This is a genomic window from Paenibacillus cellulosilyticus, from assembly GCF_003182255.1.
Lineage (GTDB): Bacteria > Bacillota > Bacilli > Paenibacillales > Paenibacillaceae > Paenibacillus_T > Paenibacillus_T cellulosilyticus.
The window spans coordinates 63,558-80,774 of the sequence record NZ_QGTQ01000006.1 but is presented as its reverse complement, the minus strand read 5'-3'; the positions used below and the strand labels follow the sequence as shown (position 1 = coordinate 80,774).

The 17,217-nt window shown below is 48.3% G+C and carries 19 protein-coding genes; 15 read left to right on the top strand and 4 right to left on the bottom strand.

Annotated features, from left to right (window positions below):
- The first annotated feature begins 15 nt into the window (after positions 1-15).
- The 5 genes from DFQ01_RS10815 (at position 16) to DFQ01_RS10795 (ending at position 4,326) form a co-directional block, all read left to right on the top strand.
- Positions 16-1,542: an ATP-binding protein gene (locus DFQ01_RS10815; protein ID WP_110043916.1), complete on the top strand. Its 1,527-nt coding sequence runs from the start codon at positions 16-18 to the stop codon at positions 1,540-1,542.
- Positions 1,543-1,544: 2 nt separating this feature from the next.
- Positions 1,545-2,246: a response regulator gene (locus DFQ01_RS10810; protein WP_110043915.1), complete on the top strand. Its 702-nt coding sequence runs from the start codon at positions 1,545-1,547 to the stop codon at positions 2,244-2,246.
- Positions 2,247-2,512: 266 nt separating this feature from the next.
- Positions 2,513-2,782 (top strand): CD3324 family protein, encoded by a 270-nt coding sequence (locus DFQ01_RS10805; protein WP_110043914.1) that lies wholly within the window; start codon positions 2,513-2,515, stop codon positions 2,780-2,782.
- Positions 2,783-2,983: 201 nt separating this feature from the next.
- On the top strand, positions 2,984-3,598 hold the full coding sequence (gene cysC / locus DFQ01_RS10800; protein ID WP_110043913.1) for an adenylyl-sulfate kinase: 615 nt from the start codon (positions 2,984-2,986) through the stop codon (positions 3,596-3,598).
- Positions 3,595-4,326, top strand: coding sequence for a Stf0 family sulfotransferase (locus DFQ01_RS10795; protein WP_110043912.1), 732 nt, complete (start codon positions 3,595-3,597; stop codon positions 4,324-4,326). Before cysC ends, DFQ01_RS10795 begins: the two co-directional genes overlap by 4 nt.
- A 148-nt stretch (positions 4,327-4,474) precedes the next feature.
- Here the strand turns inward: DFQ01_RS10795 and DFQ01_RS31355 are convergent, their stop codons facing one another.
- Positions 4,475-4,705, bottom strand: a complete 231-nt coding sequence (locus DFQ01_RS31355) for a hypothetical protein (RefSeq protein ID WP_146216857.1) — start codon at positions 4,703-4,705, stop codon at positions 4,475-4,477.
- Positions 4,706-5,221: 516 nt separating this feature from the next.
- Between DFQ01_RS31355 and DFQ01_RS10785 the strand changes: the two genes are divergently transcribed.
- Complete coding sequence (locus DFQ01_RS10785) at positions 5,222-7,000, top strand: RNA polymerase sigma factor (RefSeq protein WP_110043910.1); 1,779 nt, start codon at positions 5,222-5,224, stop codon at positions 6,998-7,000.
- A 258-nt stretch (positions 7,001-7,258) separates the two neighbouring features.
- Positions 7,259-7,822: a GNAT family N-acetyltransferase gene (locus DFQ01_RS10780; protein WP_174812691.1), complete on the top strand. Its 564-nt coding sequence runs from the start codon at positions 7,259-7,261 to the stop codon at positions 7,820-7,822.
- A gap of 56 nt (positions 7,823-7,878) precedes the next feature.
- Here DFQ01_RS10780 and DFQ01_RS31055 read toward each other — a convergent pair whose 3' ends face one another.
- The gene (locus DFQ01_RS31055; protein ID WP_174812690.1) at positions 7,879-8,040 is read right to left on the bottom strand and encodes a hypothetical protein; all 162 of its coding nucleotides are present in this window, start codon (positions 8,038-8,040) and stop codon (positions 7,879-7,881) included.
- Between the two features lie 178 nt (positions 8,041-8,218).
- Here DFQ01_RS31055 and DFQ01_RS10775 point away from each other — a divergent pair, with 178 nt between their 5' ends.
- Positions 8,219-9,349: a hypothetical protein gene (locus DFQ01_RS10775; protein ID WP_110043908.1), complete on the top strand. Its 1,131-nt coding sequence runs from the start codon at positions 8,219-8,221 to the stop codon at positions 9,347-9,349.
- A 74-nt stretch (positions 9,350-9,423) separates the two neighbouring features.
- On the opposite strand, the gene DFQ01_RS10770 is transcribed toward DFQ01_RS10775, so the two are convergent.
- Positions 9,424-9,795, bottom strand: coding sequence for a winged helix-turn-helix transcriptional regulator (locus tag DFQ01_RS10770; protein WP_110043907.1), 372 nt, complete (start codon positions 9,793-9,795; stop codon positions 9,424-9,426).
- A 154-nt stretch (positions 9,796-9,949) separates the two neighbouring features.
- On the opposite strand from DFQ01_RS10770, the gene DFQ01_RS10765 reads away from it, so the two are divergent.
- The 5 genes from DFQ01_RS10765 (at position 9,950) to DFQ01_RS10745 (ending at position 13,978) form a co-directional block, all read left to right on the top strand.
- The gene (locus DFQ01_RS10765) at positions 9,950-10,303 is read left to right on the top strand and encodes a DoxX family protein (RefSeq protein ID WP_110043906.1); all 354 of its coding nucleotides are present in this window, start codon (positions 9,950-9,952) and stop codon (positions 10,301-10,303) included.
- Between the two features lie 12 nt (positions 10,304-10,315).
- A complete protein-coding gene (locus DFQ01_RS10760) occupies positions 10,316-11,164 on the top strand; it encodes an SDR family oxidoreductase (RefSeq protein WP_110043905.1) in 849 nt (282 codons plus the stop codon).
- 135 nt (positions 11,165-11,299) lie between these two features.
- Positions 11,300-11,725 carry a MarR family winged helix-turn-helix transcriptional regulator gene (locus DFQ01_RS10755; RefSeq protein WP_110044012.1) on the top strand — a complete coding sequence of 142 codons (426 nt, stop codon included), beginning with the start codon at positions 11,300-11,302 and terminating at the stop codon, positions 11,723-11,725.
- A gap of 146 nt (positions 11,726-11,871) precedes the next feature.
- Entirely contained in the window at positions 11,872-12,894 is a 1,023-nt protein-coding gene (locus DFQ01_RS10750; RefSeq protein WP_110043904.1) for an NADH:flavin oxidoreductase/NADH oxidase, read from the top strand.
- Between the two features lie 43 nt (positions 12,895-12,937).
- Positions 12,938-13,978, top strand: coding sequence for an NADH:flavin oxidoreductase (locus DFQ01_RS10745; protein ID WP_110043903.1), 1,041 nt, complete (start codon positions 12,938-12,940; stop codon positions 13,976-13,978).
- A gap of 273 nt (positions 13,979-14,251) precedes the next feature.
- Here DFQ01_RS10745 and DFQ01_RS10740 read toward each other — a convergent pair whose 3' ends face one another.
- Positions 14,252-15,166: a tyrosine-type recombinase/integrase gene (locus DFQ01_RS10740; RefSeq protein ID WP_174812689.1), complete on the bottom strand. Its 915-nt coding sequence runs from the start codon at positions 15,164-15,166 to the stop codon at positions 14,252-14,254.
- A 630-nt stretch (positions 15,167-15,796) separates the two neighbouring features.
- Here DFQ01_RS10740 and DFQ01_RS10735 point away from each other — a divergent pair.
- Positions 15,797-16,273 carry a DUF2798 domain-containing protein gene (locus DFQ01_RS10735; RefSeq protein WP_110044010.1) on the top strand — a complete coding sequence of 159 codons (477 nt, stop codon included), beginning with the start codon at positions 15,797-15,799 and terminating at the stop codon, positions 16,271-16,273.
- A 123-nt stretch (positions 16,274-16,396) separates the two neighbouring features.
- Positions 16,397-17,179 carry an alpha/beta fold hydrolase gene (locus DFQ01_RS10730; RefSeq protein ID WP_110043902.1) on the top strand — a complete coding sequence of 261 codons (783 nt, stop codon included), beginning with the start codon at positions 16,397-16,399 and terminating at the stop codon, positions 17,177-17,179.
- Positions 17,180-17,217 lie beyond the last annotated feature (38 nt).

The following is a 17,217-nucleotide window of genomic DNA, read 5'->3' as shown; positions in this document are numbered from 1 at the left end:
CTAGGATGTGATCGGTTGGAGCGGCATTGGGCATATGCATGGGTAACGCTGGCAATTGCGCTGCTTACCTTCTTATTCAAAGAAATGGATCTTTCATTCGATACCGCAAACATTGCACTCCTTTATTTGCTCCCGGTTCTATTAAGTGCCGTATATTGGGGAAAAGGAGCCTCTTATTACGCAGCGGGGCTTGGCGTGCTGGCATTTGATTTCTTCTTCGTTCCGCCGTTTCTAAGCTTCTCGGTGTCAGATCTTCGCTACTTGGTTTCGTTCATTGTCTTCTTCACTGTAGCGGCGTTGACGGCAAGCTTGGCGGCACGGTTGAAGAGCCAGCTCCAATATTCAAAGCAGAAGGAAGCACAGACCGCATCGCTTTATGCGATCAGCAAGCAGCTTAGTGCTTTCACCGATATTCAAGCGCTGCTGCGTAATGTTACGTCGCAGGTGTCAGACACCTTCCAGACGGAGGCGGCGATTTATTTGCCTGCGAGCAAAGACGAAGACGAGGTGACCGTAGCAGCGCCTTCCTCGGCAGCTTCACTGTGGGGCAGCGGCGAAGCCGAGCTGGTCATCGCCAATTGGGCGTATCAGCAGGGGCGAATGGCAGGACGCGGAACGACGATGCTCGGCGAGACGCCAGGCTTATATATCCCGCTTCGCACAGAAGACCACATTCATGGGGTGCTTGGCGTCAATCTCGGAGCCGAGGTGCTTACTGCGGATCAAATGCGATTCCTCGAAGCGCTCGGCGGTCTGGCCGCCAGCGCCATTGTACGCGTGAAGCTGAGCGAAGAAGCGAAGCTTGCACATCTGACAGCGGAATCGGAACGCATCCGTACCGCGATTCTCGATTCTGTCTCACATGAGCTTCGCACACCATTAGCGGCATTGATTGGTTCGGCAGGCGCCTTGATCGAGGGTGACAGCCTGTTCTCGGCTGAAGATCGGATGTCACTGCTAACGACGATGCGTGAAGGTGCGCTTCGGATGAATCGACTTGTATCGAACCTGCTCGGCATCGTCCAGCTGGAGAGCGGCATGCTGAAGCTGCGATCCAAGTGGTGTGATATCGAGGATATGATTGGCGTTGTGCGGAAGCAGGTGGAGGAAGGCATTCAGCATCGAACCGTTCGCGTGGAGCTGCCGGATGATATTCCGCTCATTCAGGGTGATGAAGTATTGCTCGAGCAGGTGCTGACGAACGTCGTCAGCAATGCGATCAAATATTCGCCGGATTACAGCGTCATTACGATTCGGGCGATCGTGGATGGGGAGAGCTTTATACTGTCGGTGGCTGACCAGGGGTTAGGAATTGCATCGGCGGATCGTGAGCGTATCTTCGACAAGTTTTATCGGTCGGCACGAACGGGACATTTGACCGGGACAGGACTTGGGCTTGCCATATGCCGAGGCATTATCGATCTGCATGGCGGTACGATCGCGGCACAACCGAATGAGGACGGACAAGGCACGGTCCTTGTGATGACGCTGCCGATAGGGCAGGATCAAGTAGCTGTAAGGCACGAGGAAGGAATGGAATAACGATGAAGGCATCCGATAAAGGAGCAAGAATACTAATCATTGATGATGAACCGCAAATACGGAAGCTGTTGAAGGTGACGCTTACGGCCCATCATTTTGATATCGAGGAAGCATCTACAGGCGAGGAAGGCATTACGCTCGCTTCCATGCACCCGCCAGACTTAATGTTGTTGGACCTCGGACTTCCCGATGTGCCGGGACTGGATGTGATGCGTCGTATTCGGGAATGGTCCAGCCTGCCGATCATCGTGCTTACCGCGAAGGACCGGGAAGAGGACAAAATCATTGCGCTAGACAGTGGAGCAGACGACTATGTGACGAAGCCGTTCGGCATGGGGGAGTTAGTTGCTCGCATCCGCGTATCGCTGCGGCATGTGGCGAAGTCCGTGTCGGAGCCTATCCTTCGGTTCGGTCCGCTAATGATCGATCTGGCACATCGATTGGTAGAGTTAAATGAGGAGCGGGTGAAGCTGACGCCGACGGAATATGATCTGCTGAAGATTCTTGCATCGAATGCGGGCAAGGTCATTACGCAGCGCCAGCTGCTGCAGCAGGTGTGGGGCGGTCATTATACGGAGACCGAGGCGCATTACCTGCGGGTATACATCGGTCATCTTCGCAAAAAGCTGGAGGAAGACTCTACGCGCCCGCGGTTCATTGTGACAGAGCCGGGGATCGGTTATCGTTTTCAAGTGCAGGATTAATGCTTTACACGTTAGGAGATTAATATTATTATTTCAAGAATAAGGTATTTGTTTATAAGGGGAGGTTGATTTGAATGCGTGAAGATAACACAAAAGAAACGCTGCTCTATGCAAAGTCTACACTATAAACAACGGCGGTTGTTTGTATAGAGCAGAATGAATGAAGTTAGATTAAACCGCCTTCGTACGAGGTAGAACGATGTTTATAGTGATAGGCTTTGCCCCTTGTATAATGAAATCGATTAACAAGGAGAGCATTGTTTATCATGAAATATGTAAAAGCGGACATGGTCTTGCCGGAGCATCTGCTTCGGGAAGTTCAGCAATATATGAATGGCGTCATGATGTATATCCCGAAGCCAGAGGGCGAACGTAAAGGCTGGGGCGTCAAGTCTGGTGGAAGACAGAAGCTTGAACAGCGCAATCATGAGATTCGTGAGCTGTTCTCGCAAGGTGTGACGATCAACCAGCTCACTGAGCGGTTCTATCTGTCATGCGACACGATTAAGAAGATCGTATATACCAGAGCGAAATAGATTATGGTTACCTATAGGGAAAGCCGTATTGGACCAAGTGTCCAATACGGCTTTTTTGGTGCATACGGGACCAAACGCCCGTGCCGTGCGATTTCAAGGCTGACGACAACCATTTCAATAGTTAGGTCAAGAATGGGTTGAACGGTTTGTTGCCTATTCTTAGCTGGGAGATGTTGCTAGAATAGCAACTGTCCCCATTAATTGACCGCACCGGAGAAAGGGGGTGAGGTAATCGATAGGAAACGTCTGAATAGTTCAATTGACTGCCACGGCGGGGTTGTCTGGTTTACCGGCTTGTCTGGCTCAGGCAAAACGACGGTCAGCCAGCTGGTGGAGCAGCAATTGATCGATCGTGGATGTCGTTGCGTCGTCATTGATGGCGATAAGCTGCGGGCGGGTCTTAATCGTGATCTTGGGTTTACAGAAGAGGATCGAGCAGAAAATCTGCGCCGTGCGGCGGAAGTAGCCGCCATGTTCCTTGAGGTCGGCTTTATCGTTCTCGTACCAATGATTACGCCGACAGAGGCAATGCGAGAGCAAGTACGCAAGCGATTCGATTCGGAGACGTACTCGGAAGTGTATGTGCGATGCTCGTTCGATACGTGCGAACAGCGAGATCCGAAGGGACTGTATCGTAAGGCTAGACAAGGGCAGATTCGTGATTTCACAGGTATCGATGCACGTTATGAGCCGCCGATTCAGCCGGAGCTCGCCATAGATACGGAGTTACAATCGATCGAGCAATGCGCGCAGCAGCTAATTGATTTTATTGAAAGTAAGTATGTGACACAAACAGAAGGAGTAGATCATCGATGATAGAGCCTACACAAAGCTATACCCTATGGTTCTCACAGCGAACGGGAAGCACGCTGCTCAATAATGCGCTCGCTTCAACAGGGGCAGCGGGCAATCCAGCTGAATGGCTGCATTATTCGTGGAATGATCCTGCAGTGTTTAACCGAGAAAACCTGGAGAATATTTGGCAGCAAGGATCGACACCAAACGGAGTGTTCGGAATTAAGATCGGTTATGAGCAGCCGTGGATTGATGCTTTCCGTAAGCTGTTCGATTTACCAGCAGAGGCATCGAGCGCACAAGTATGGGGTACCGCATTCCCGAACTGCAGTAAACATATCTTCATGACACGCCGCAACAAAGTGAGGCTCGCCGTATCTTGGTGGAGAGCCATCGTATCCGATGAATGGCATCGCAATGCAGGGACTCCAGCGAAAGAATGCGAGCTTGCAGACCAATACAATTATGACGCGATTCATCATCTCATTCAGGAGAGTGTCATGTTCGAGGCCGCTCTTGAGAACTTCTTCACGCAGAATGGCATCTCGCCGATGACTGTTGTGTACGAGGACTTCATTCAGGACTATGAAGGTACAGTGTTGAAAGTGCTCGAGTATCTTGGAGTTCCGACAGATGGTGTAGAGGTAGCACCACCAGCACTAGATAAACTCGCGGATGAGTATGCAGAGCAGTGGGTACAGCGTTATCGCGCAGAAAGCCAGAACGGATGGACGAATGTAAGATGGTAGTCGAGAGATTGATCGTTTGTCTTCGTTCAGTCGTCGTACGTGTATCGATCTACGATTCAACATAGTAAAACGTTTGGTTCGAATAAGCATGCGAAGGGAACAAGGCTGCTAGTCATCTAGCAGCCTTCCGCTGTTATCGCTATGATCATTAATCACGCCGTTGACGTATCGAGTAGACTGCGAACACACAAAGCCCGAATCCAATGAGTAGGCTAAACAGCCATTGGTCGTATGCGATCATAAGGACAAGCTCCCATGTATTGGACGGTCCCGAGTTTGGACTATCGCTGAATGGATAAGGAAACATCGATGGTAATGCGCCAAAGCCAATGAGTACGATTCCGACGAGTAGAGCGAGAAGGGATAATGTTTTGTTCAAATATATGGCGATCACCACCTTGGGGAGAAATTGTTGTCTGTTCGTAACGCTCGGTAGGACCGCGAAGTTGCAGACGTCAGTAAACAGCACTAACCGTATCGGGAGCTTCGATCGTGTTATAGACTTTGTATTCGTTCTCAACCTGCTTACTTATATGATAGATAGTGATTGGTTCAATGGTTTCAGTACTATCAATAGGTGTAATGGTTGGAACATTACGATTGCAAGCAGCTATACACCATATAAACAACAACATGACTATAATAAACAGTTTTCTCATTATTCACCTCCAACTTCCTCGTAGTAGTTAATCTAACTAAGGGACGGAAAATAATTGAATAAGTTGCATGTGAATGACGGTTAAGGCGTGTGTCCCTATACAACAATCCATAGATTTACAGACTATACAATAGCCAAGTTTTTTTATATCTTATTTTTAAATACATGTCAGATCAGATGATGCCGTGGCATCTTTCTATATGAGGCACCATCAGAAAGCAGAGAGGAGGGAGTAGATTGCCTGATTCAAGAGCAGCCGCATCACCGTCTGAACCAAGTTTGCAGCTTGATGCGGAGAGCGATCAGACATTAATTGAACGAGCGCGCAGCGGCGATAAGTTCGCATTCGATGAGCTCGTTCAGCGGCACAGGATGAAAGCCTTCACGTGGGCATCACGAATATCGAAGGACCCTCATCTATCGGAGGATATCGTGCAAGAGGCGCTTATTCGCGCTTTCTTGAATTTGAATACGCTCGCACATGATCAGCGTTTTGTTGGCTGGTTTAAGGCAATCGTTCGGAATCAAGCGCTGATGCGGATTCGTCGAGGTGGGCAATATGGCAAAGAGATGCCGCTCACTGCTTGGCAGCAGTCGAACCAGCAACAGGCTATTGTCAACGTGAATGATATTAACAGTATCATGGACTTCTTGATCGCGCGATCGCATTCCTCTGCCCAACGAAGTGTAGGCGAGGATCCGCAGCTGCGGCTGGAACGTCAGGAATGGTATAACGTCATTCGTGCATTCCTTCATGTATTGACGCCGAAGGAGAAGCGAATCTTCGAGTCGTATTTCTTCCAAGAATGCTCGCCGCAGGAAATAGCAGAGCTGTTCGAGATCAGTGTAGGCAACGTATACAAGGTTATTTCTCGTTCGAGGCGCAAAGTGCAGGAAGAACGCCTTTCATTCTTGATTCGTGCCCATATTCGTCAACGCAAGGAGGATGGTTTCATGAAGCGTAATCGTCTGGATCCGGCACCGCTGCAGGTTGCCGGAGGTTCTATTTTGTCAGGGACGGAGAACTTATACCGATTCGTCAGAGCACGGCATCCGCAGCTGTCACTGGCTTATGTGGATGGTTTTCTTACAGGGGCTTTTCTGCTCAATCTAGAGAAATCACGGATTGATATGTCGAGCACGAACATGATAGATCGAAACTATCTTATAACGAACGGGATGCTCAATCTCGGCATGCGAGTCCGTTATGCAGAAGCCTTCGATTTCGAGCCGCCTGACCCTAATCTTCTAACGAGATCGCTCGCACTCGTTCAGGATTCGGTAGATGCAGGCGTGCCTGCAATGGTCTGGGAGCTGATCAACAGCGAATTCGGTATGATCTATGGGTATGATGATGCATCGCAGCAGTTCGATGGCATCGACAGTCAATCGGAAGCGAAAGTCGCTTATGATCGATTGGGCCGACTGCAGACGCGTTCCTTGTTCGTGCTTGGTTTTATAGGCGATGAGCTCATGAGTCGATCAGATGCGTTATGGCGGCTGTGCCGAATGGTTAGTAAGCATGCTAGAGGTGGAGACCAGACTTTCGCGGGGTATGCGAATGGGTTGGCAGCATACGATACGTGGATTAGCGTGTTTCGCGAGAAGGCGATTGAGCCGCTTGGCCATGCTTATACGATAGAAGTGCTTCGAGAAGGGAGAAAGCATGCGTCGCTATGCCTTCAGGAGCTTGCCTCGGAATGGCGGCAGCATGGCACTCCAACTTCAGTGCATAGTCAGGAGATTATTAGCTTGTTAGAGCAGGCTGCCGCGCAGTATTCGAATGTATTTGAAGGTTTATGCAATCTAGCAGCACTGTTTCCTTCTCCGACGGGCGGAGAACCAACGGACCCTAAGGCCGCGGCTCAAGCGATATCAGTACTTGAAACGATGCAAACCGCAGAGCGGATAGGTGTTCAGACATTGGAGCGCATAGCCGAACAGCTGGAGCAGCATAGCTCGCGTACACATGTCCCGGCAATCGTGACCGATCCGTTTCGCGCTTATTATATGTAGAGAAGGGAGTCGCACCAGCATGTCGCAAGCGATGACGTCTTCAAGCTAGGGTGGCAAGCGTAATCAGACATTGAAAGGGTACGGACCCACAATCGAAGGAAGAACGGATGACATCCATGGGATGGGGAACCTGGCTTAAGTCGGTGTTGACGGATGTATCATATGAAACGCGCATTGCTGGTTTGAGTCCCGCGACAAGTTGGTTCGCCTTGGGTTACAATGAAGGATATGACACACATCACGAGAGTAGGGCTGTACATGCAGGGATGCACATATCATGTAACCGAACAGTGGGAAGAAGAACGTTGGAATGCTGTGGAGCCAATCTATGAAGAGGCATTTCCGCTCGATGGCAAGAAAAGCCGAGCCATTATTCAAGGCATGTTCGCGAAAAAAATGTGCCAGCTGCACACGCTGGCACTAGGCGAACAGATGGTGGCCATGGCGCTGACCGGTGTGGATGCGCAGGCGAATGCTGTTATCGTCGACTATCTTGCCGTTCGCGCAAATGTTCGCGGCTCAGGATTTGGCCGGCTGCTGCTGGATCAGATCAAGCAATGGGCGCGCGAGAAGATGAGCTGTCGCGGTCTTATCGTGGAAGTGGAATCCGATCTAACGGAGGACAATGAGCAGCGCATTCGGTTCTGGCAGTCGAACGGCTTCGAGCTGACCGATTACGTGCATCAATACATATGGGTGCCGGAGCCGTATCGGGCGATGGCGCTCAGCTTTGATTCATCGGACAAGCTGCCCGATGACGGGAAGCAGCTGTTCAAGAGCATTACCCGTTTTCACGAAAGGGCGTATCGCCGAACAAAATAGAAAGCTGCCGGTTGTGAGTTGTGAGCCGGCAGCTTCTTTTTTATACAGATTATGTGTTAATCATATCCGCCTTCAGCTTTCACAGCAACAGGGCTTTTCTCTTCGTTAACGCTTTTCTCTCCCACAGAGCTGCTGACTACATTTGTAGTCGTCTGATTAGAGCATCCCGTAACGACTAATATGGATACGACTAATGTCCATAGCATTCTTCTCAACATTGATCCCTCCCTACATGATGTAAAGACGGAATCTAGTTAGATTTGGTTGCAAAATCGAAAAAGGTGAGGAGTGATGCAGACCCACTATGCAAAAGAAATTGCAACTTCTCCACGGCAACTCGCGTCTTTATATGGAATAAATAGTAAATTCAATGCGAAGAAAGCAGGTGTTGACGGGATGAGAATTCGTCTGATCGTAGTATTATGTGCTGCTCTATTAGCTGGAAGTAGTCTATCGGCCACGGCTGCCGCGCCGGTGACGAATGGGCAAACTTCGAAAGAGGATCAAGCGGGGAACCAGGTCATCCCGTTGCTGTTGAACAATTTTTTCGTGCTGTTTCCTGGCGAGAAGGCACCGTTCGTTAAAAACAGTAAGCTGATGGTTCCGCTGCAGACGACGGCGACTATTATGGGGTGGATCGTCGATGAGAGAGGTGCAGGTTCATCGAGAAGATATCAAGTGTTTCCGACAGCAGATCCTTTTCATTCAGTAGCCAATTTGAAGGAGGGCGCTGATTCAGCTATTTACGAGGGCGATCTTGGCTTCGGCATTGTTGCTGCGCCGGAATATCGTGCAAATGAGCTATATGTACCCTTGACTCCGATCTTGGACGGGATGCCCAGCTACAGCTACGAGCTCCAAACCTATGGTCAGAACAAAGTGTTGGCGGTCAAGGAGTTTGAACTGCACCGGCTTCTCGCACAAGTACAGGAGTCTGACGTACAGCATCCTACATATCCATACATCTTGGAAAAACCGGCCTATCCGCTTATTCCAACCTTCCTAGACCAACATGAGATTACTGTGAACGGGAAATCGAAGTATCGATTGAAAATGAATATGCAGCAGCACGATAATTGGAACGGCGGGACGGTCGAGTCAATCGAACTGAAAGTTATGGCGGTTAACCATAATGGGGAGGTTACAACACGGATAAAAAGCTTACCGTATCTTGGAGATGTAGAGCGCGAGATCCTATTTGATGTTCCAACCAAGGTGGATTATGTGCTTACCCAATCCCGGTATATTTACAAAGCCGAGGATCAGCCTGTATTTGAGATGGGCTATCCGCTTCAAGCAGCAATGGCATCGGCGATGGCGAAGGGATGGGCGAATGTTAAGATTTTCGATATTTTGGGCATGGAGCCTGTGGGCTTTCGTATTGAGTCGACTGAAACCGTAATTGTTGTGCGTAAGAGCGCAGGGCATCAGCAAGAGATTACCGAGCAAGAGAAGGAACAGCTCATTCAATACATCTACGAGCTTGCAAGTCGGACATTCCCGTTACGTATAGAAGTTGAACACTGAAGGCAGGTATGCAAAAGCGCGATCAAATGAAGAGGGCTAACTAGGCTGCTTCATTCGATCGCGCTTATTTTGTACTAATCTTGCACTTCTACCGTTTTCTTAAGAATACGATCGTCCCCGTAAATCTCGGCCAAATGCTTCACATGCGACTGGCCCCATTCGCTGATGGATTGAATGAGAGGGGTGATTCCTTGCCCGTATTCGGTAATCGAATACTCGACTTTAGGAGGGATCTGCAAGTACACTTTGCGGTGTACGATATCGTGATACTCCAGCTCTCGCAGCTGAGCGGTCAGCATTTTCTTCGTAATACCCGGAATTGACTTCTGCAGCTCACTGAACCGCAGCGTACCGTTAGTGAACAGCTGATACAGAATGATCGGCTTCCATTTTCCTACCAAAATCTCAAGCGCTGTCTCGATCTTGCAATTATCATGATCATCCATTAAAACGTCTCTACCTCCTAGAATCCGCGTCGTTATTAAGGTATCCAAAAGGATACTATGTTTATTTCAAGTGCCTACTTCCGACGACTGAACCTAGCCCTTATTATAGCGCTAGGAGCAGAAAGAATACAACAACCTAAGGGGAGTGCACGAATTGAACATCGCATTATGGATCGCGCAAGGCTTAATGGCTTTGGCTTTTATGATGGCGGGGTCGATGAAGTCGTTTGGCTATGAGAAAGCAAGAGCTTCGATGCCGTGGGTGAAGGAATATTCCAAAGGGTATGTGAACTTCATCGGCATAGCCGAGCTGCTCGGCGGCATTGGTCTGATTTTGCCATGGGCGCTCGATATTGCACCGGTATTGACCCCGCTTGCAGCTGTTGGTCTTGGTATCATTATGGTGCTGGCAGCCGCATTCCACGCTAAACGCGGAGAGAAGCAGGGGATCGTCTCAAACATCGTGATGCTGGCACTGTTCGTCTTCATCGCGATTGGCCGATTCTAAAATGTCGCCTCCATTGTAACTGGTGCAACAGGACAACTAGGAGCGCTTGTCGTTGAACAATTGTTGAAGCTCGTACCGGCGGATCACATTGCGGTCAGTGTACGGGATCCGAAGAAGGCGGAGCAATTAAGTGAGCGTGGTATCGACGTACGAACGGCGAATTTTAACGATTATGATTCACTGCTCAACGCATTCGAAGGAATTGACCGTGTACTCATGATTTCAACCGATGATATGGCCAATCGCGTACAGCAGCATAAGGCCGTTATTCAAGCCGCGAAGGAGAAGCAAGTAGGCTTTATCGCATATACAAGCGCACCGAAGGCGTCAACGAGCAAGCTCAGCTTGGCGGCCGACCACCGTGCAACGGAAGAAGCGATTATTGCATCGGGCATTCCGTATTCGATTTTGCGTAACAACTGGTATTTGGAAAATGAAATGGGCACGTTCCAGGCTGTTCTGAACGGTGCGCCTTGGATTATTGCATCAGGCGAGGGGCAGGTAGGATGGGCGACTCGTCTTGACTTCGCGGAAGCAGCGGCACGCGTTCTTACTGGCGAAGGCCACGAGAATTCGATTTACGAATTGTCCGGCCCGCTACTCACACAGAAGGAGCTGTCTTCGATTTTCGCAGAAGTGACGAATCGGGAAGTACAGATTCGGTATGTAGATGAAGCGGATTATAACGAGTTCCTCCAACAAGCAGGACTGCCACCAGCAGTAAGCGGATTCTTGGCTTCTCTGCAAAGTCAGATTGGAGAGGGCGAATTGCAGGTAGAAAGCAGCGACTTCGAGCGAGTGCTCGGTCATCCGACGACACCGCTGAATGAAGCGATTCGTCAGTTGCTTGGTCAATCATAAGTTAGGCGATGGATGCCGCATATCATGCGGCATTCTTTGTTTATATACCAATATGCTTTTGACCGTTCAGCTTCTGATTGATACAATGAAGTAATCGATATGTTTATACTTCGTATAGATTGGGCGTGGCGGCAATTGGACAAAAACAATGAACCTATAACAGTATGGCTATCTTTAGCTCAGCTTTATTCCAGCATTTCCGATAAATTAGAACAGGCCCTTCAGCAGGAATATGGTTTGTCTTTGAAGGAGTTTTCTGTGCTGTATTACATCTCGAATTGTGAAGAAAAGAAATTACGGCTTCAGTCGTTACAGGAAATGGTAGGTTTAAGCCAAAGTGCGACCTCCAGACTTGTCGTACGAATGGAGGCCAAGGAATGCGGCGCATTGCATCGACATATGTGTGCGGATGACCGAAGAGGCATCTACACGCAAATTACGGAAATCGGTGAAAGCAAATTCCAGCAAGCACTAGAAACCTTTAATCAGGTTCTTCAATCCGAGCTTCGAAGAGAAGGTCTGCAGGATGAATTCCAAAGCATTATCCAGAAACTGTTCTAATGGATGAGGTCCCTTGGAAAGGGACTTGACATCTGTTTATGATTGCGTTAATTTATATGCATGCGCATGTATCTATTTGTTCGGTTCATATACATGCTTGTGCATGCATATATAGAGGGTTTCAGGGTTGGAGAGGAGCACATTTGATGCAAGATCTGTTCAGTTCCTATACGTTTAAAGGATTAGAATTAAAAAATCGAGTGGTTATGCCGCCAATGTGTCAATATTCAGTTGAAAATAAGGATGGTATCGCGACAGATTGGCATTATATGCATTATGTCAGCCGTGCGATTGGTGGAGCGGGCTTAATCATCATCGAAATGACTGATGTTGAGCCGGATGGTCGTATTTCTGACTTTGATCTAGGCTTATGGTCTGATGAGCAGATTCCTGCTCTGAAACGAATTGTTGATGCTTGCCATCAATATGGAGCCAAAGTCGGTATTCAAATTGCGCATGCCGGACGCAAAGCAGAGGACGCCGCGGTACCCGTTGCACCTTCTGCGATCGCTTTTGATGAGAAATATAAAGTGCCCCGCGCCCTTACTACTGAAGAGGTTAAAGAGCAAGTCGAGAAATTCCGGGCTGCAGTAGCTCGTGCAGTGACAGCCGGCGTCGACACCATTCAATTACACGGCGCGCATGGCTATTTGATTCATCAATTCCATTCTCCGCTGACGAATAAACGTGAGGATGAATATGGTCAAGATTTGACACGATTCGGCCGCGAGGTTATTCAAGCGGCGAAATCCGAAATGCCTGATGACATGCCGCTCATGATGCGTATTTCGGCCAAAGAATACGTTGAAGGCGGATATGACATTGAAGAGAGCATTCAGTTTGCGAAGGCATACCAGCAAGCAGGGGTAGACATGTTCGATGTGTCGTCTGGCGGGGAAGGGCCAATTGCAGCATTTGGCAGACCAGGAACGCATGCTGGTTATCAGGTGCCGCTAGCTCGCGCCATTAAGCAAGCGCTAGAAGTTCCGGTTATCGCAGTGGGAAGACTGGATGATCCGATTCTGGCGAATGCGGTCATTGGTAATGTAGATGCCGATCTTGTTGCAGTGGGGAGAGGGATGCTCAGAAATCCTTATTGGACATTGGAAGCAGCAGCAGGTTTGAGAAAAGAAACGACAATTCCTACACCATATAAATTTGGATTTTAAGTACATCAAATTCCATGACTACTTAAATTAAGGGAGGATTAACATGTCAACGACTACATCTGTTCAACCGCTATTCACTGCATTTACATTGGGGAATCTTACTTTGAAGAACCGTACCGTTATGGCTCCAATGACGAGAAACATGTCTCCGAATGGCGTACCTGGTGCCAATGTGGCTGCTTATTATCGTCGCAGAGCTGAGAATAACGTCGGCCTGATTATTACGGAAGGAACCGTTATCCAGCATGCGGATTCTTCGAATCAGAAGGATGTTCCGCACTTCTACGGGGAAGATGCATTAAACGGCTGGGCGAACGTAGTGTCTGAAGTGCATGCGGCTGGCGGGAAAATCATTCCGCAAATTTGGCACATGGGGGCACGAGGCAGCGTTAATGATTATTCGGAAGCCGAGATTGAACAGATAGTCGAAGCATTTGCGCAAGCGGCAGCTGATGCCAAACGTCTAGGATTTGATGGCATTGAACTTCATGGCGCGCATGGATACTTAATTGACCAGTTCTTCTGGGAACGAACGAATCAACGTACCGATCGCTACGGCGGCAGTTTGGCTGCGCGCACCCGGTTCGCAGAAGAGGTTATCCGAGCAAGCCGTCAAGCCGTCGGCCCTGATTTCCCCATTGTACTGCGCATCTCCCAATGGAAAGGATCAGATTACGCCGCCAAGTTAGCTAACACGCCGGAAGAGCTTACGCAATTCCTGAAACCGTTAGTTGATGCTGGAGTCGATATTTTCCACTGCTCGACTCGTCGCTTCTGGCAGCCTGAATTTGAAGGCTCGGATTTGAATCTTGCCGGTTGGGTGAAACAGATTACGGGTAAACCTACGATAACGGTTGGTTCGATCGGATTAGATAGTGACGTTTCGTCGTTCTTCACGGAAGGGAAAGGCGCCAACACGACAAGCGTTGAGGGACTGGTTCACAAGTTCGAGAAGGATGAGTTCGATCTAGTAGCGATCGGGCGAGCTTTATTGGTTGACCCTGCTTGGGTGGCTAAGATCGCAGAAGGACGAACGAATGAGTTGATTCCTTTTACTCCAGAAGCGCTTAAGACTCTTTATTAATGTTTGTAGATTAAAATAGCTCATAACATTGAAGCCGCATGGCATGCGGCTTTTTGTTTTTTTACGATGAAATGATAAAGAGTGGGAAAATAGATGGAATTTACAAATAGAACCATATGAAAGTTGTAAAAGTCAACTTGTTTACATAAGCAGCCGACCTTAGGGTCGGCTGGTTTATTACTAAATAGTTTACATAATATATATTAAGTTAACTTACGTTCGAATTGCAATTTATCCCATTCCATTGCTGTCTGATGGGGAGGACAGCTTTATTTAATAAGAAGGCAGCAGCGGCTGAATCGAAGTCATCGCTTCCTTCTTCGCGTGATCGGAAACGTGGGTATAGAGCTGCGTCGTCGATATATCTTCATGGCCAAGCAGCTCTTGTAAGGTACGCAGATCTACTCGACCCGTCGCTAGCAGATTAGTCGCGAAGGAGTGGCGCAGCTTATGGGATGACAGCGGCATGTCCTGATAATCCGGATGCTGGTCTCGAAACGATTGAAGCGATTTCTCGCATACGTCCTGGATGGCGCGCTTCGACATCCGACGGCCGAGTCGAGAGACGAAGAAGGCATTTTCCTGATTGCGACGAGGTTGAATGCGTTCCGCAAGACAATCGTTCATCAAGCCAATGATGGAAGCAGGGAGGGGGATGTAGCGCCACTTGCGACCTTTACCCAATATGGCGAGCTGACTGGCTTGCACTTGAAAGTCGTTTAAGTTCAATCGATGGACTTCGCCGACGCGAAGGCCGCAATAAGCCATAAGGGACAAAATCGCAATATCTCTAACGCGATAGCGACTGTCCACAACCTCAAGCAGCTTACCCAAGTCATCCGGCTCCATGTAGGCGGGGACTTTGTTTTTCTCCACCTTCGATTTCGGAACGTCCATAGCTGGGTTCGTCTCCAGCTGTTCGAACTCAATCATAACTTTGAAGAACAGTCGAATGGATGATAAGGATCGGTTACGAGCGCGGTCGCCAGCACCGTTCATCCGAACCTTGGTGAGATGGCTCATCACGTCGATTTTGCGAAGCGTGTTGATCGGCTTATCGGGATGACTGCGAAGAAAGGCACGCACGTCGTGCATGTAGCCATGCTGCGTATCCTGCGAATAGCCGCGGTCCTTGAGCCAAATCAAAAACATATCTAATTGCTCTTCATGGTTATCCATTGCACTCATGTTGTTCTTCCTTTCGGTATGTAAAATCTTGCTGTGACAAATTCCCTCTTTATGGGACAAAATGGTCGAAAACCGCGTTGAACGAACCGCAATAGTGCTCACGGCGTTAATAAATAATCGATTTAAAAACTAACCGCATTAAATGTGGATTTAATGCAGTTCAGAAGGTAGATGTATTCGCCAGAAATCGGCAAAATCCTTTTTAACGAGGACAAAAATTAATGAAGTGAAGGATAGGGTCTATGAAGCGAAATAGGGGAGAGAAGAGGGGTGAGGGAAATCGATTCGTGATAAAAATGAGCGGGTTGAGGAGGAAGCCCAAATCTAGCTCTAAACAGCATTGTGTTCATACATTGAGGAATAAATGAGGGAATCGGAATGTTAGTTAACGTAAAAAACATTATGTAAACCAATTATCTCAGTAGGGATAAATTATCCAAATTTTATTCATCATAACTATTTGGGGGAGATAGGCTACAGTTTGTCTAATATCTCGAGTATATTACGGATTGATAGACACTTAAGTTATTATTGTTAATCTGCTCCACTCAAAAATTCACAATATGTTCACTTATGAGCGCGATTTTTTATCTCTATAATTACAAAGGTAAACAAGAGAGGATGATGATGTTGCCAACAACAAAGAAGGAAGAAGCGATTTTTGGATTGATGATGTGTTTCGGAATGGTCGTATTTATGATGACTTATAATCTGATTCGGCATGATGCACTAGGTTCGATGAATGCGGTTGAGTTTCTGCTGCAGCTCATCTTGTGCTTTGTCGTTGCTTTCCTATTGGAAGCTTTCGTCGTTGGACCGGTTGCGAAGAAAGTAGCCTTCTCGCTGCCTTATGATAAGTCGAAGAAGTTGTATGTAATCGTATCGCTTGCATTGTGCATGGTACTCGGCATGGTTACGCTCATGTCGCTGTATGGACTACTTACGAATGGCCTGAACGGGGAACCATTCTTCCGTTCGTACTTTACGCTCTATTTCTACAACTTTATATTCGCGTTGCCGCTGCAGCTGCTCATTGTTGGACCAACTGTACGTTTTGTCTTTGGCAAATGGGTTAAAAATCGTGGTGCAGTAGGCGCGGTCAGTTAATAGAAGGGAGCAGCCGATAAGGCTGCTCTTTTACTAATCCATATCACACTTAGGCATTCACCCTCCAGTCATTAGGTGAGTATCATGACTAGGAATGCTGCATGACTGAACGGAGGAAATCGAGTGGGATATTATGTGAATGTCGAGCCTGGTGTGAAGCTGTACGTGGAGGATTTGAATCCTGGTGGCAGCAAAACGATCGTGTTCTTGCATGGCTGGCCGCTAAGCCATAAGCAATTTGAATATCAATTCAATGTTCTTCCGTCCAAAGGCTACCGCTGCATCGGCATCGATTGGCGGGGCTTCGGCGACTCGGATAAGCCGTATCATGGCTACAATCTGGATCGACTCGCGGATGATATTCGCATGGTGGTTGAAGCGTTAAAGCTGACCAATTTCGCACTCGCGGGGCATTCCACCGGAGGTGCAATCGCGGTGAAATACGCTTCGCGCAACAACAATTACGGCCTGTCCCATCTCATCCTGATCGATGCTGCTGTGCCAACTGGATTTACGAAGCAGACAGCTGCTCAATTGCTGAATGAATCCCTGAACGACCGGCCGAAGATGATGCGCGACATAACGGATATGTTCTTCTTCCAATATATATCGCCGCCATTCGCCGACTGGTTCTTCCAGACAGGGATGCAAGCAGCAGGCTGGTCGACAGCCGCGATTATTAAGATGTTAAGTGAATTCAATCTCGAAGCAGACTTAGGCACAATCAATGTGCCGACGCTGATCGTTCATGGCACGCATGATAAAGTCATACCTTTCAGCCAAGCAGAAGAAATGCATCGGAAGATCCGAAATTCGCAGCTCATTCCATTTCATTACAGCGGGCACGGCTCATTCTATTGTGAACGCGACAAGCTGAATCAACTGCTGCAGCAGTTTGTTAAGTGAATATATGTCAACAGGTTGCCGATTACGCATCGGCAACC

Coding starts and splice junctions, on each gene's coding strand:
- DFQ01_RS10810 (WP_110043915.1), top strand. CDS start 1,545: ATGAAGGCATCCGATAAAGGAGCAAGAATACTAATCATTGATGATGAA.
- DFQ01_RS10805 (WP_110043914.1), top strand. CDS start 2,513: ATGAAATATGTAAAAGCGGACATGGTCTTGCCGGAGCATCTGCTTCGG.
- DFQ01_RS10795 (WP_110043912.1), top strand. CDS start 3,595: ATGATAGAGCCTACACAAAGCTATACCCTATGGTTCTCACAGCGAACG.
- DFQ01_RS10780 (WP_174812691.1), top strand. CDS start 7,259: ATGCAGGGATGCACATATCATGTAACCGAACAGTGGGAAGAAGAACGT.
- DFQ01_RS31055 (WP_174812690.1), bottom strand. CDS start 8,040: ATGTTGAGAAGAATGCTATGGACATTAGTCGTATCCATATTAGTCGTT.
- DFQ01_RS10775 (WP_110043908.1), top strand. CDS start 8,219: ATGAGAATTCGTCTGATCGTAGTATTATGTGCTGCTCTATTAGCTGGA.
- DFQ01_RS10770 (WP_110043907.1), bottom strand. CDS start 9,795: ATGGATGATCATGATAATTGCAAGATCGAGACAGCGCTTGAGATTTTG.
- DFQ01_RS10750 (WP_110043904.1), top strand. CDS start 11,872: ATGCAAGATCTGTTCAGTTCCTATACGTTTAAAGGATTAGAATTAAAA.
- DFQ01_RS10745 (WP_110043903.1), top strand. CDS start 12,938: ATGTCAACGACTACATCTGTTCAACCGCTATTCACTGCATTTACATTG.
- DFQ01_RS10740 (WP_174812689.1), bottom strand. CDS start 15,166: ATGAGTGCAATGGATAACCATGAAGAGCAATTAGATATGTTTTTGATT.